At 72.9% G+C, this 12,910-nt stretch carries 11 protein-coding genes; 8 read left to right on the top strand and 3 right to left on the bottom strand.

Translation table 11 applies throughout. The features are described 5' to 3' along the window. Positions 1-4 precede the first annotated feature (4 nt). A complete protein-coding gene (locus ACZ38L_RS16195; protein WP_465693397.1) occupies positions 5-829 on the bottom strand; it encodes an SDR family NAD(P)-dependent oxidoreductase in 825 nt (274 codons plus the stop codon). A gap of 564 nt (positions 830-1,393) precedes the next feature. On the opposite strand from ACZ38L_RS16195, the gene ACZ38L_RS16190 reads away from it, so the two are divergent. The 4 genes from ACZ38L_RS16190 to ACZ38L_RS16175 all read left to right on the top strand — a co-directional run bounded on the left by ACZ38L_RS16190 (position 1,394) and on the right by ACZ38L_RS16175 (position 5,448). Then, positions 1,394-2,113 (top strand): hypothetical protein, encoded by a 720-nt coding sequence (locus ACZ38L_RS16190; protein WP_465693393.1) that lies wholly within the window; start codon positions 1,394-1,396, stop codon positions 2,111-2,113. Between the two features lie 45 nt (positions 2,114-2,158). Next, entirely contained in the window at positions 2,159-2,800 is a 642-nt protein-coding gene (locus tag ACZ38L_RS16185) for an NlpC/P60 family protein (RefSeq protein ID WP_465693389.1), read from the top strand. 203 nt (positions 2,801-3,003) lie between these two features. Continuing rightward, complete coding sequence (locus tag ACZ38L_RS16180; RefSeq protein ID WP_465693385.1) at positions 3,004-4,209, top strand: cytochrome P450; 1,206 nt, start codon at positions 3,004-3,006, stop codon at positions 4,207-4,209. Positions 4,210-4,395: 186 nt separating this feature from the next. Continuing rightward, entirely contained in the window at positions 4,396-5,448 is a 1,053-nt protein-coding gene (locus ACZ38L_RS16175) for a type III polyketide synthase (RefSeq protein ID WP_465693382.1), read from the top strand. Between the two features lie 37 nt (positions 5,449-5,485). Here the strand turns inward: ACZ38L_RS16175 and ACZ38L_RS16170 are convergent, their stop codons facing one another. Continuing rightward, the gene (locus ACZ38L_RS16170) at positions 5,486-6,181 is read right to left on the bottom strand and encodes a hypothetical protein (protein ID WP_465693378.1); all 696 of its coding nucleotides are present in this window, start codon (positions 6,179-6,181) and stop codon (positions 5,486-5,488) included. Between the two features lie 177 nt (positions 6,182-6,358). On the opposite strand from ACZ38L_RS16170, the gene ACZ38L_RS16165 reads away from it, so the two are divergent. Beyond that, positions 6,359-7,339, top strand: a complete 981-nt coding sequence (locus ACZ38L_RS16165) for a LysR family transcriptional regulator (protein ID WP_465693375.1) — start codon at positions 6,359-6,361, stop codon at positions 7,337-7,339. Positions 7,340-7,356: 17 nt separating this feature from the next. On the opposite strand, the gene ACZ38L_RS16160 is transcribed toward ACZ38L_RS16165, so the two are convergent. Next, positions 7,357-7,914, bottom strand: coding sequence for a DoxX family protein (locus ACZ38L_RS16160; protein ID WP_465693372.1), 558 nt, complete (start codon positions 7,912-7,914; stop codon positions 7,357-7,359). A gap of 403 nt (positions 7,915-8,317) precedes the next feature. On the opposite strand from ACZ38L_RS16160, the gene ACZ38L_RS16155 reads away from it, so the two are divergent. The 3 genes from ACZ38L_RS16155 to ACZ38L_RS16145 all read left to right on the top strand — a co-directional run bounded on the left by ACZ38L_RS16155 (position 8,318) and on the right by ACZ38L_RS16145 (position 12,468). Continuing rightward, positions 8,318-9,157, top strand: a complete 840-nt coding sequence (locus tag ACZ38L_RS16155; protein WP_465693371.1) for an MIP/aquaporin family protein — start codon at positions 8,318-8,320, stop codon at positions 9,155-9,157. Positions 9,158-9,178: 21 nt separating this feature from the next. Then, positions 9,179-10,696: a glycerol kinase GlpK gene (gene glpK, locus ACZ38L_RS16150; RefSeq protein ID WP_465693370.1), complete on the top strand. Its 1,518-nt coding sequence runs from the start codon at positions 9,179-9,181 to the stop codon at positions 10,694-10,696. 68 nt (positions 10,697-10,764) lie between these two features. Beyond that, positions 10,765-12,468 (top strand): glycerol-3-phosphate dehydrogenase/oxidase, encoded by a 1,704-nt coding sequence (locus ACZ38L_RS16145; protein WP_465693623.1) that lies wholly within the window; start codon positions 10,765-10,767, stop codon positions 12,466-12,468. Positions 12,469-12,910 lie beyond the last annotated feature (442 nt).

Here is a 12,910-nt window from a genome sequence, read left to right as displayed (position 1 = left end):
GAGCCTACCGGTGGGAGGAGCGGGGTTCGAGGTGGAAGTCGAAGGCGACGGTGCCGGGGTCGAGGGCGCTGACGCCGCCGTCGACGGTGAGGACGGCGCCGTTGACGAAGGAGGCGGCGGGCGAGAGCAGCCAGGTGATGGCCTCGGCGACCTCGCGCGGCTCGCCGGGGCGACGCGTGGGGATCAGCCGGGTGGCCTCCTGGTAGGCGGCCTCGATGCCGCCCGTGCCCTCGCCCAGGCCCGCCGCCTGGGCGAGGCGCGCCATCGGCCGGTCGGCCATGTCGGTGCGCACCCAGCTGGGGCAGACGGTGTTGGCGCGCAGTCCGCGGGACCCGTAGTCGACGGCCAACGAGCGGCAGAGCTGGAGCAGGGCGGCCTTGGACGTCGCGTACGCGGCGTTGCCCACGCCGTTGCGCAGCGCGGAGACCGAGGCGACCGCGACCACCGAGCCGCGGGCTTCCAGCAGGTGCGGGAGCGCGGCGCGCAGCAGCAGGAAGGGGCCGGTGAGGTTGGTGCGCATCACCAGCTCCCAGTCCTCGACCGACAGTTCGCCGACCCCCCCGCCGCGTCCGACGCCCGCGTTGAGGACCAGGCCGTCCAGGCGTCCGTGGGCGGCCACGGTCGCCTGGACCAGGGCCTGGACGGCGTCGGGGTCGGCGATGTCGGCGGGGTGGTCGTGGGCGCCGGTCTCCTGTGCGATGCGGCGCAGCGGTTCGGGGCGGCGGCCGGAGACGACCACCTGGTGGCCGGCCTGGGCCAGCAGGTGGGCGGTCGCGGCGCCGATGCCCGTTCCGCCGCCGGTGACGAGGAAAACTCGCTTGTCCGCCATGGTCGTTCAGCCCCCGCCGCGTCTCGTTTCGCCGTCTGCGTGATCATACGCATACGCGCTGCCATCGCGGGGGCGGGGGTGCCGGGTGAGGCGCAGCTCACGAACGGTGGGGCGACCGGCCGCAGTGTGCGGTGGGGCGATTGCGGAGCGTGACGATCCGGGGGTTGCCGGGACCGGGAGGCGGCACGTGAGCCGTCGTCAGGAGGCGGGGCCGGCCGGGGTCTCGGGGGGCGCCGGGTGGTGCGCGGGGATTGGCCCGGGCGCGGTCGGGGTGGGCGGCGCGGACCCCGAAACCAAATAGGGCAAATCGGGCAAACTACCTCTTTCTTCCTTTAAACCTCTCATGCGCGATTCATTGACAGTTCACGAACTACCGGGCAAGAATCCCGTCACCCGGCGGCGCCTCCACGGAGAACGACCGCCGGGTCCAAAGACCAGGACCGCCTGATCGCCCGTGTGGGCGCGTGCCGTCCGTCGCATCACGAACAGCCCGAAGGACCTCTGCCCCGGCACCCCCATACCCTGCTCCGCCGCCCTGTCGCTCCTGCCGCTAGGAAGACCACGATGCCCGGCTCCACCCGCTCAGCAGCCTCTGCCCGGCCCGTCCGTGCGGCCGCCCTCGGCGCGCTCGGCGTGGTGACGGTCCTGGCCACGGTCAGCGGCTGCGCCGGCACGGGCACGGGCACGGGCACCAAGAGCACCGACGCGACGGCGGCCACGACGGCGCCCGCGACGGGACGGGCGGCCGGACAGCTCTCCGCGGCGCAGCTGCCCGACGGCGCCGCCGAGGGCTGGCAGCCGCTCGCCGCCCCCCGCGTCCAGGCCGTGACCAGCGCCATCCAGCTCAACGAGTGCGCGTCCGTCCAGGGCGCCGCCGACTGGCAGCAGCAGGCCTACGTCAGTGTCCACCGCACGCCCGCCGAGCAGGACCTGTTCACCTTCTCCGACGGTTCCGCCGCCGGGGCGGCCTACCGGAGCCTGCTGACGCAGATGGCCGGCTGCCAGGCCGCCTCCCGCGCCCTGCAGACCAAGTCCCTGGGCAGCGCGGACGCCCAGGTCACCACGACCGCCACCACCGATGGGGGCACCGCCTGGTCGCGCCGGTGGACCGGTGTCGAGGGCCTGTCCGCGGGCGGCCCGCAGACCGACCACCTCTACGCCGTCCAGCAGGGCAGTGCCCTGGCCGTCGTCCACTTCGACGAATGGGACGCGACCCACGCCCCCGCCTACGACACCCGCTCCGACGGGGCCCTGCTCACCTCGATCGCCCGCCAGCTCGCCTAGCCACCTGCCTCCCGCTCCCCCAGCAGCCCCTCCCAGGAGACATCCATGCCTTCCTACGGTCCTGCCCTCCGTCGTTGCCTCGTCGGCCTGCTCGGCGCCGGCGCCACCTCCCTGCTGGCCGCCGTCCCGGCGCACGCCGTCTCCGCCGTCAGTGGCGGCATCTCCCCCGACGAGGTCATCCAGCGGGCCAAGAGCTGGGTCAGCGAGGGCGTGCCGTACAACCAGGGCGCCACCCACACGGACGCCAACGGGAGTTACCGCGAGGACTGCTCCGGGTTCGTCTCCATGGCCTGGCATCTGAGCTCCAGCCTGGTCACCCAGACCCTGCCCGGCGTCTCCAGCCAGATCACCACCTCCCAGCTCCAGCCCGGGGACGCGCTCGACTACACCGCCGACCACGTGATCCTCTTCGGCAACTGGATCGACCAGGCCGCCGGGACCTTCGACTACTACTCCGAGCAGAACCCCAGCGTGCTGACCAGCGAGTACCAGGGCAGCCTGGACGCCAGCTCGCTGGCCGGCTGGCCCACCAGCTACTACACGCCGCTGCGCTACGACAAGATCACGGGCAGCGCCACCACCACGCCCACCCCGGCGCCCGCACCCACGCCGGCCCCGGCACCCGCACCCGCTCCGGCGCCGGCCCCGGTGCCCGCGCCCGGCGAGGGCTGGCACTACCCCTGGTAACACACGACACCCGTCCGTCGGGAGGGCCGGCCCCCGCACCCCGCGAGGTCCGGCCCTCCCGTCGTGTCCCGCGGGGCCCGCTTCACCAGCACGGATGAATTGCCGGTCCGGCAGGGTGCCCCGCGGCATGCCGGGGCGGCTGCTCGGGTACCGGTGTCTGGTCCAGTCACCGCCCCCGTCAGGCCCCAGCTCCGGAGATCCGCATGTCCACCGGCTCTGCCGCGCGCAACTGCCCGTTCGACTTCGCCGAGGCCCTCGAGTTCGACCCGGTGCTGCGGCACCTGATGACCAACGAACCCGTCGCCCGGATCCGGCTGCCCTACGGCGAGGGGGACGCCTGGCTGGTCACCGGCTACGACGACGTGCGGACGGTCACCACCGACCGGCGTTTCAGCCGCCACGCCGTCATCGGTCGGGACTTCCCGCGGATGACGCCGGAGCCGATCGTGCAGGCCGAGGCGATCAACGTGATGGACCCGCCGGCCAGCAGCCGGCTGCGCAGCCTGGTCTCCAAGGGCTTCGCCGCCGACCACCTGGAGCGCATGCGGGCGCGCACCCAGCTGGTCGTGGACGAGCTGCTCGACCAGATGGTGGAGCACGGCTCCCCCGCCGACCTGATGGAACACCTGGCCCACCCGCTGCCCCTGATCACGATCTGCGAGGTCCTGGAGATCCCCGAGGCCGACCGCGCGCAGCTGCGCGGCCACGCCCGGACCATGATGGACGTCAGCCTCGACAACAAGCCCGCCGCCGTGCGGGCCAAGGCCGAACTGCGGTCCTACTTCGCCACGCTGACGGCCCGGCGCCGTGAGCACCCGGGCGAGGACCTGATCAGCGCCCTGGCCACCGCCCGGGACGGCGACGAGATCCTCGACGCCCGGGAACTGACCGTGATGGCGATGGTCCTGTTGATCACGGGCCAGGACACCACGACGTACGAGATCGGGAACCTCGCCTACACCCTGCTCACCCACCCCGCCGAGCTGGCCCGGCTGCGCGAGCACCCCGGGCTGCTCCCGCAGGCCATCCAGGAGCTCCTGCGTTTCATCCCCTTCCGCAAGGGGGTCGGCATCCCCCGGGTCGCCACCGAGGACGTGGAGCTGAGCGGGGTGACCATCCGGGCCGGCGACATCGTGCACGTCTCCTACCTGACCGCCAACCGGGACGCCCGCAAGTTCGACCGACCGGACGAGCTGGACCTGGACCGCACCACCCCCTCCCACATGACCTTCGGCTGGGGTGCCCACCACTGCCTGGGCGCGCCGCTGGCCGCCATCGAACTCGAGATCGCCCTCGGTACCCTGCTGGCGCGTTTCCCCGGGCTCACCCTGGCCAAGGCCGCCGAGGAGATCCGCTGGAACACCACCTCGATCTGGCGCTACCCGCTCGCCCTGCCCGTCACCTGGTGACACGCACACGGACGGGCCGGGCGCACGCCGACGTGCACCCGTGACCCGTTCGCCGTACATTGAATCGAATCGCAGCTGCCCCGCACGGAGAGAATCCGATCCTCGACGGTCCGCCCGTCCGCACCCCTTGAGGGAATCCGGCCATGCGCCCCGCGGTGGACCACCGTCCACTAGGAGGAGATCCCAATGGCGGTCCTGTGCAGACCGGCGGTCGCGGTCCCCGATCACGTCATCACCAACGAGGAAACCCTCGAACTGGCTCGTAGGCTGCACGGGGACCATCCGCAGCTGGAACTGGCCCTGCGCCTGATCGAGCACACGGGCGTGCGCAAGCGCCATCTGATCCAGCCCATCGACGTGGTGTTGGAGCATCCGGGACTGGCCGCGCGCAGCACCGTCTACGAGGCCGAGTCCAAGGCCCGCGTCCCCACGGTGGTGCGGCAGGCGTTAGAGCACGCGCAACTGGAGCCCCGGCAGATCGATTTGATCATCTACGTCTCCTGCACCGGCTTCATGATGCCCTCGCTGACCGCCTGGCTCATCAACAGCATGGACTTCCGGCCGCAGACCCGGCAGATGCCGATCGCCCAACTCGGTTGCGCGGCGGGCGGTGCGGCCGTCAACCGGGCCCACGACTTCTGCACCGCCTATCCCGAGGCCAACGTGCTGATCGTGGCCTGCGAGTTCTGTTCGCTCTGCTACCAGCCGACCGATCTCGGAGTGGGATCGCTGCTGTCCAACGGCCTGTTCGGGGACGGGATCGCCGCGGCGGTGGTCCGCGGGGAGGGCGGTACCGGCATCCGCCTGGAACGCAACGGCTCCTACCTCATACCGAACACCGAGGAGTGGATCTCCTACGCGATCCGCCCCACCGGCTTCCACTTCCAGCTCGACAAGCGGGTGCCGGGGACCATGGAACCGCTCAGCCCGGCGCTGCAGGAGGTCGCGGAGCAACACCAGTGGAACGCCGGCAAGTTGGACTTCTACATCATCCACGCGGGCGGGCCGCGCATCCTGGACGACCTGTGCCGTTTCCTGGACGTGCCGCCCGAGGCGTTCCGCTTCAGCCGCGCCACCCTCACCGAGTACGGCAACATCGCCAGCGCGGTGGTACTCGACGCCCTGGGTCGGCTCTTCGACGAGCAGTCGGCGTTGGACGGGCATCGCGGCATGCTGGCCGGCTTCGGCCCCGGCATCACCGCCGAGATCTCGCTGGGCACCTGGGTGGCGCCCGACTGAGCCGCCGGGCCGTGCTGTTCGGTGTCGGCTCCTCGGCTCAGTGCCGCTGCTCGACGTCGGCGCGGATGGCGCGCATGATCGGGGCGACGTCGGTGGCGGTGAAACCGAGTTTGGTGTTGGTGCCGTCGCCCTTCAGCAGCAGGGTCACGCCGGCCGCCGTGGTGGTGGTGAACCAGGAGCAGGTGGTGGCCGCGGTGGTCAGCAGGCCGGCCTGGACGAGGGTGGTGTTGCAGATGGCGCGGCCGCCGTGGGGGCCGGGGTCGGTGTCCAGGGCGCTGGTGGTCATCCGGTCGCCGGCGCCGTCGTCGTGGGTGGCGGGGAGCTGGTCGAGGGCGTCGTGCAGCTTGTCGGGGTCGAAGCCGGTGCCGTTGAGGCCCGAGTAGAAGATCCAGGCGCCATCCGCCTGGTCGTCGTAGTAGGTGTGGACGGGGGTGCCGGAGATGCCGAGTTTCCTGGTGCTCTGCTGCATGTCCGTGTCGTACTGCTGGATCAGGTCGGCCGCGGGCTGGCCCTGCTGGTAGCCGGCGGCGCTCGCCGGCGTGGTCAGCACCCACGAGGGGCCGGTGCCCGCGCCGGTGCCCGCGCCCTTGGTGGCCGCGGGGGCCGGGTTGGCCTGTTTGGCGCCGCTCGAGCCGCCACCGGTGGGGCCGCAGGCCGACAGGGCGAGCAGGCCGCCGGCGACGCACGCGGCCAGCGCCGCCCTCGTCGATCGCGCGGATGCGGAACTGGCCACGATCGGCCTCCTCTTGAGCGGGGCGGGGACCGGACGAGCACGCCGTGGACCCGGGGACGCCGGCAGTCTGGCAGTCGCGGGAGGCTGCGGCAGCCCGCTGCGCAAGCAACGCTTAACCCCCCTCGACAGTGGAGCTGTCGGCCCGCGTGGCAGGATGCGTCCCGGGAGGACAACGCCGTGGAACTCGATCCCAGACGGCTGCTCGTGCTGCACGCGATCGCGCGGCACGGCGGTTTGGCGCCGGCGGCGCGCGCGCTCGGGCAGACCCGCTCCGCGCTCTCGCAGCAACTGGCCCGCCTGGAGCGGGAGGTGGGGCTGGCCCTGGTGGACCGCTCCGGCGGCCGGCTGCAACTGACCGCGCCCGGCCGGCTGCTGGCCTCGACCGGCGACCGTATCAGCCGTGAACTCGCCGCCGCCAGAGAACAGTTGAGTTCGGCTGGTGGGCGGCTGCGGGGGCCGGTGGTGATCGGTGCCAGCTCCTGGGTGCTGGCCCGGATCGCGGTCGGGGCGGTGGAGCTGCTCACCCGCCGGCACCCGGGCATCGCCCCGAGGATCGTCGAGAGCGGGCTGGTGGAGGGCCTGCGCCGGTTGCGGCTGGGCGAGTTGGACGTCCTGGTGATCTCGGACGACCGGGACACCGCGGTGCCGCTGCCGCCCTCGGTGCGGGCCCGGGTGCTGATCGAGGACGAGTACCGTCTCGTCGTCCCGGACGGGTGGAAGACGCCCCGCGGTGCCGCCGAGCTCTCCGGCCGCCCCTGGATCAGCGCGCCCGCCCACACCGCGCGCGGTCGCGCCTTCGCCCGCCTGGCCGCCGAGCACCACATCGTCCCCTCCCTCGAGCACCTCGCCGAGCACCCGCTCACCGTCCAGGCCCTGCTGGCCGGGCAGCTCGGCGCCGCGATCATGCCCGCCTACTTCGCGGCGCAGCTGGAGCGGGCGCGGGTGACCGCCGTCCCGGTCGCCGGGCACCTGATCGCCCGCATGCTGTACCGCACCGCCCCCGTCGCCGGCGGCGCGCTGGCGCGGGCGGCCCTGGAGGCGTTGCGGCAGGCGGGCCGCGACCACGCCGAGCAGGAGGCGGTGGCGGGCCGCGCGGTGCGCGAGGCCCTCGTCGGCCCGTTGCGCGACCCCAGCGAGGAGGACGGGCGGCGCGGGTGAGCCGCCGCCGGGGAAGCTCAGATGCTCAGGACGACGGCGGCGCCGAGGCCGCCGAGCAGGAGGGCGACGGTGGCCGCGCGCCAGCCGCCGGTTCCCCAGCGAAAGGGGCGGTCCAGGGCGAGGCGGCCGGGGCCGGTGGCGGTGACGGCGAGCGCGACGACGGCGATGCACACGTTGTACTCGACGCCGCCGCCGGTCTCCCACAGTCCGTGGGCGGCGGTGACGGTGACCATCGCGTTGATCATCACGCCGATCAGGGCGGCGGCGGCCAGCGGGGTGAGCAGCCCGAGCGCCAGGCCCAGGCCGCCGAGGGTTTCGGAGGCGCCGCCGAAGGCGGCGTAGAGCGGGCCGGGGTGGTAGCCGAGCGCGGCGAAGGCCCTGCCGGTGGCGGCGAGTCCGAGGCCGCCGAAGAGCCCGAAGAGTTTCTGGGCGCCGTGTCCGGCCATCAGCAGGCCGACGGTGAGTCTGAGCAGGAGCAGGCCGCAGTCGCCGGCGGACACCGACGACTGCGGCGGGGCGGCGGCCACGGGCGCGGGTGAGGCGCGCAGCCGCTCGGGTAGGAGCTTGCCGGTCATGGCTTTCAACGGATCTCCTGGCGCGTGCGGGCTCCCCCGGGCGGCGCCCGGGGGGCGGTGCGGATGCTTGTGAGGGGCGGGCGGGCGGGTCGCGTGCGGCGGGGTCACGGGCCGCCGGCCGCGGGGGGTGGGGCCGCCCGACGGTCGCCCGCAGGTCTCGCGGGTCTCGCGGACCGGCCGGCTCCTCGGCCCGTCCTCACGGCCGGCGGCGCTCAACAGGGGGTACGCGGCGCGCGCGGCGATGGGTCAGGCCGGTGTCGTTCTCCTTCCCCGCTTCCCCGCGCTCACCCGTCATGCCTCGAACAGCCGCGCGGGACGGGCGGGAAGCGGCGGGGTGTGGGGACGATGGACGCGACCCATCCGACCCCCCGGCCTACCGGGCACCCTGGAGAGCGAGTCGCCGGTGGCGGAGAGAGCCGGGAAGGCTGAGACGACGGGAGAGGGCCAGGGCTGGGGGCTGGTGGGCGAGCTGTCCGGGGAGTTCATCGGAACCCTGCTGCTGCTGCTGATCGGCGCGGGCGTGGTGGCCCAGGTGCTGGCCGGCGGGCTCGGCGCCCACGACAGCATCGCCTGGGCCTGGGGTCTGGGGGTGACCTTCGGCGTCTACCTCGCGGCCCGGCTCAGCGGCGGGCACCTCAACCCGGCGGTCACCCTGGCGCTGGCGGCCTTCAAGGGCTTCCCGTGGCGCAAGGTGCTGCCCTACTCGCTGGCCCAGACCGCGGGCGCCTTCGTCGCGGCGCTGATCGTGCGGTGGAACTACACCGAGGTGCTGGCCAGGTTCGACCCGGGCCACACCCTCAAGAGCCAGATCGTCTTCTCCACCCTGCCGGGCAACGGCGTGCTGCCGGTCAGCGAGTGGGGCGCGCTGCGCGACCAGGTGATCGGCACCGCGATCCTGGTGCTGCTGGTCTTCGCGGTCACCGACGTGCTGAACGATCCGCCGCGGGCCAACCTCGGCCCGCTCATCGTGGGGTTGATCGTGGTCGCGATCGGCATGGCGTTCGGCACCGACGCCGGGTACGCCATCAACCCGGCCCGCGACTTCGGCCCCCGGCTGGCGTCCTACCTCACCGGCTACCACCACGCCTGGCGGGACCAGTACGGCAACTACTACTTCTGGGTGCCCATCGTCGGCCCGCTGGTGGGGGCCGTGATCGGCGGCTTCCTCTACAAGTTCTTCGTCGGCCGCTTCCTGCTGATGGGCGGGGAGCAGCAGGCGGCCATCGTGCCGGTCCCCGAGTGATCCGCGGAAGGAGGCGGCGCGATGCCGGAATTCGTCGGCGCGGTGGACCAGGGCACCACGAGCACCCGTTTCATGGTCTTCGACCACGAGGGCAGCGAGGTCGCCCGGCACCAGCTGGAGCACACCCAGATCCTGCCGCGCCCGGGCTGGGTGGAGCACGACCCGGTGGAGATCTGGGAGCGCACCAACTCGGTGATGCAGACCGCGCTGCGCACCGGTGACCTGACCCCGGCCGACCTGGCCGCGATCGGGATCACCAACCAGCGGGAGACCACCGTGGTGTGGGACCCGCGCACCGGGCGGCCCTACTACAACGCGATCGTCTGGCAGGACACCCGCACCGACTCGATCGCCGCCGCGCTGGAGCGTGAGGGCCACGGCGAGGTGATCCGCCGCAAGGCGGGGCTGCCGCCGGCCACCTACTTCTCCGGCGGCAAGATCCAGTGGATCCTGGAGAACGTCGAGGGGGTGCGGCAGGCGGCCGAGCAGGGCCACGCGCTGTTCGGCAACACCGACTGCTGGGTGCTGTGGAACCTGACCGGCGGCCCGGCCGGTGGCGTGCACGCCACCGACGTGACCAACGCCAGCCGCACCATGCTGATGAACCTGGAGACGCTGGACTGGGACGACGAGCTGCTCGCCCTGTTCGACGTCCCGCGCCGGATGCTGCCGGTCATCAACCCCTCCTCGCACCCCGAGGCGTTCGGCGCGGCCCGCTCCTCGCGCCCGTTGCAGGCCGCGATCCCGATCACCGGGGTGCTGGGCGACCAGCAGGCGGCGACCGTCGGGCAGGTCTGCTTCGCCCCCGGCGAGGCCAAGAACACCTACGGCACCGGCAACTTCCTGGTCCTCAACACCGGCACCGAACCGGTCCGCTCCCAGCACGGCCTGCTGACCACGGTCGCCTACCAGTTCGCGGGCGCACCCGCCGTCTACGCGCTGGAGGGCTCGATCGCGGTGACCGGCTCGGCCGTGCAGTGGCTGCGCGACCAGCTGAAGATCATCACCTCCGCGGACGAGAGCGAGCGCCTGGCCCGCACCGTGGAGGACAGCGGCGGGATCTACTTCGTGCCGGCCTTCTCCGGCCTGTTCGCCCCGCACTGGCGCTCCGACGCGCGCGGCGCCATCGTCGGCCTGGCCCGCTACCACACCGGCGGCCACCTGGCCCGGGCCACCCTGGAGGCGATCTGCTACCAGAGCCGGGACGTGGTGGAGGCGATGGAACGCGACTGCGGGGTCCACCTGGACGTGCTGAAGGTGGACGGCGGGGTGACCGCCAACGACCTGTGCATGCAGATCCAGGCCGACGTCCTGGGCGTGCCGGTCAGCCGGCCGGTCATCGCCGAGACCACCGCGCTGGGCGCCGCCTACGCCGCGGGGCTGGCCACCGGCTTCTGGCGCGACACCGACGAGCTGCGCTCGCACTGGCAGGAGTCCAAGCGCTGGCAGCCGCGGTGGAGCCAGGAGCGGCGGGCGGCCGGCGTCGCGGGCTGGCGGAAGGCGATCGGCCGCACGCTCGACTGGGTGCCCGTCCCATAGGACCCGACCATCGGTGATCGTTGGGGAGTCGCTCCCCGGGAAGCTAGGAGCTGATCGTGGTCAAGGCGATGCCGCTGTCGAGCCAGGCCCGCACGGACGCGCTGGAGCGGATGGGCACCGGGGAGCTGGACGTCCTGGTGGTCGGCGGCGGCGTGGTGGGCGCCGGCGCCGCGCTGGACGCGGTCACCCGGGGCCTGTCGGTCGGCCTGGTCGAGGCCCGGGACTGGGCCTCGGGCACCTCCAGCCGCTCCAGCAAGCTGATCCACGGCGGCCTGCGCTACCTGGAGATGCTCGACTTCCGGCTGGTCTCCGAGGCGCTCAAGGAACGCGGCCTGCTGATCCAGCGCCTGGCCCCGCACCTGGTCCGCCCGGTGCCGTTCCTCTACCCGCTCGCCCACCGGCTGTGGGAGCGCCCGTACGTGGGGGCCGGCGTGCTGCTCTACGACACCATGGGCATCACCTCCGGCAACGCCCGCGGCCTGCCCCACCACCGCCACCTGCTCAAGCGCCAGGCGCTGCGCGAGGCACCCTGCCTGCGCGACGACGCCCTCATCGGCGCCGTCCAGTACTGGGACGCCCAGGTGGACGACGCCCGGCACACCATGACCCTGGTGCGCACCGCCGCCAGCTACGGCGCCCTGGTCGCCAACCGCACCCAGGTGGTCCGCTTCCTGCGGCAGGGCTGGCGGGTGGTGGGGGCGCTGGTGAAGGACCTGGAGAGCGGACGCGAGACGCAGGTGCACGCCAAGCAGGTGATCAACGCCACCGGCGTGTGGACGGACGACACCCAGGCGATGGCGGACGCCCGCGGCCAGTTCCACGTGCGGGCCTCCAAGGGCGTCCACCTGCTGGTGCCGCGCGACCGGATCAACTCCCGCACCGGGCTGATCCTGCGCACCGAGAAGAGCGTGCTCTTCGTGATCCCCTGGGGCCGGCACTGGATCGTCGGCACCACCGACACCGACTGGAACCTGGACAAGGCCCACCCGGCGGTCAGCGCCAAGGACGTCGAGTACCTGCTGGAGCACGTCAACAAGGTGCTGGTCACCCCGCTCACCGCGCAGGACGTCGAGGGCGTCTACGCGGGCCTGCGCCCGCTGCTGGCCGGCGAGGCCGCCGAGACCAGCAAGCTCTCCCGCGAGCACCTGGTCGCGCACACCGTGCCGGGGCTGGTGGTGGTCGCCGGCGGCAAGTACACCACCTACCGGGTGATGGCCAAGGACGCGGTCGACGAGGCGGTGCAGGCCCTGGAGGCGGAGAAGGTACCCGGCTGCACCACCGACACCGTGCCGCTGGTCGGCGCCGAGGGCTACCGGGCGCTGTGGAACGCCCGGCACCGCCTGGCCGAGCAGTCGGGCCTGCACGTGGCCCGGGTGGAGCACCTGCTGGGCCGCTACGGCTCCCTGGTGCACGAGGTGCTCGCCCTGATCGCCGGGGACCCCACGCTCGGCGAGCCGCTGCCCAGCGCGGACGACTACCTGCGGGCCGAGGCCGTCTACGCGGTCACCCACGAGGGCGCCCGGCACCTGGACGACGTGCTGGCCCGCCGCACCCGGATCTCCATCGAGTCCTGGGACCGCGGGGTGGAGGCCGCCCGCACCGTCGCCGGGCTGATGGCCGGCCCGCTCGGCTGGGACGAGGAGCAGACCGAGCGCGAGGTGAGCCACTACGTGAAGCGGGTCGAGGCGGAGTGGGCCGCCCAGAGCCAGCCCGACGACGCGAGCGCCGACGCCGCCCGGCTGGGCGCGCCGGAGATCGTGCCGCCGAGCTGACCCGCGGGACACTTCAAGATCCCACGCAACACCACACACAAACGACCTCAAACGCACAGAAAACGGACATCGGGGCGGGGTGTCCAGTGACGGTGCCCACAGCCGTTCCAGGCCCACTACCGCCGATAGTGGACCGTCCCCGGCGCTGCGTCAGCTCTTCGTACCGCGCGAGCGACACCCTGGCCGCCACCTTCCCCCTCTTTTGCCATCCTTGCAGGTCAGGTGGCACATTTCGGCGTTCCGGCGAGTTTTCCGCGGTGGAGGTTTCGCCCGTTTTGTCCCGGGTACCGGCGTGCCCACGCGCCACCCCCGCACCCCGCGACCTACGACCGGCCATCGTTTCAGCGCCCCTTGGAGCCCACCCCGAGGCCCGCTAACAATGGCCAGGTCGCCAGATGCGGCAGCGGGAACCAAACCCCGCCACCACATCTCCCGAACGGCA

This window comes from Kitasatospora sp. NPDC024654 (genome assembly GCF_055559155.1).
Note: the sequence above shows the minus strand (reverse complement) of the source record. Positions and strands in the feature narration are given on the sequence as shown.